The following is a 1615-nucleotide window of genomic DNA, read 5'->3' on the forward strand; positions in this document are numbered from 1 at the left end:
AAAATACACTGAACAATTAGTCTATGCAGTTTTAATTCATTTACGGTTCAGAAAAGCTATGTTTTCATACAAGCTCACAAAAAAGTTAGTGTATTTAAGCACTCATTAAAAATAAAAATACAGACGAGCATTAAAGGTTTATGTCTACGTTTAATACGACAATTTTAAGCAAATTGATCAATTCTCGATATATTACTCTGGCAGGGATTTCTCTTATTACTGTCGCTGCTGCGCTATCTATCAATACATCAACGACAACACACAAGCCAACTGAAGTACAACTACCCATTTCAACCACACCTGAAGTTGTACTCAAAGCACTATCACCAAAAGCAATGAAAAAGACGGTGAATTTACCGCCTAGCTATGAATACAAGATCCAAAAAGGCGACACATTAAGTGAGATTTTCGCTCGTCTATCGATCCCATATTCAGACATCCAAGCAATCATGGAAGCCGATTTAAACACTCTCCAAATCGATAAACTACAGCCGGGTAACATCTTACGTTTTTGGATAAATGAAAGTGATCATCAACTCAATAAGCTAGAACTCGAATTCAGCTTGGCGCAACGTATTGATTATATTAGATCTAAAGACGGTAGCTTCGATGTCAAAGAAATCACTTTACCTGGTGTTTGGCATGAATCTGTCGCAACGGGTAGCATTCATGGCAGCTTTAGCACATCGGCTCGCAAAGCTGGATTAAGCCACAGTGAAGTTCAAGAAATCATGTCGTTGCTTAAAGATAAGCTCAATTTCAATCGAGATCTTAAAGCGGGTGATTTTTTTGAAGTAGTCACTAACCGTAAATATATTCAAAATCACGCCACTGGTGACAGTGAGTTACAAGCGATCCGTATTTATACTGGCAAGAATATAATATCTGCTTACCTACACTCTGATGGCAACTTCTATGACCAAAATGGGGAAAGCTTACAACGCGCATTCCTTCGTTACCCATTCCCGGCAGCAGATCATTTTCGTATTAGCTCGCCATTTAACCCGAATCGCGTACACCCAGTAACAGGTCGTCGCCAACCACATAACGGTGTCGATTTTGCGTCGCCATCAGGCACTCCAGTACTAGCAACGGGTGATGGTGTCGTCACACTAGTAACAAACCATCCATATGCAGGGCGATATGTTGTGATCAAACACAGTGCTAACTACAGTACCCGTTATCTTCACAATAGCCGTATCTTGGTCAAGCAAGGGCAACACGTTAAACGTGGTCAAGAAATTGCGCTATCAGGTAGTACAGGACGTGTAACTGGCCCACATATTCATTACGAATTTCTTATTAGAGGCAAAGCCGTAAACCCAATGACGGCTAAGATCCCATTAGCTGCATCTGTTCCGAATCAAGAGAAAAAAGCCTTTGAGATCCAAGTAGCTAAATATAATAACTTGATGAAAAATGCGATCGAAGAAGATAAAAACCAAATAGCTATTGTGAAAAAGTAGCTTTTAACCACTCCCCCGATGAAAAAGCACTGCCGATAAAATGGCAGTGCTTTTTTATTTTCAATACGAGAACTTAACTTCATTGTTACCAATTAAGTTCTTTGCACCAACAAGTCACAATACATTTAGAAACATATTGTTTGTTAGAT

1 protein-coding gene is annotated in these 1615 nt (G+C 39.4%); it reads left to right on the forward strand.

What is annotated here, in order from left to right; all coding sequences use genetic code 11:
- Positions 1 to 140: 140 nt before the first annotated feature.
- Positions 141 to 1466, forward strand: a complete 1326-nt coding sequence (locus E5A76_RS20165; RefSeq protein ID WP_161120032.1) for a peptidoglycan DD-metalloendopeptidase family protein — start codon at positions 141 to 143, stop codon at positions 1464 to 1466.
- Positions 1467 to 1615: the final 149 nt, after the last annotated feature.

Source organism: Photobacterium lucens (genome assembly GCF_009873615.1).
Taxonomy (GTDB): domain Bacteria; phylum Pseudomonadota; class Gammaproteobacteria; order Enterobacterales; family Vibrionaceae; genus Photobacterium; species Photobacterium lucens.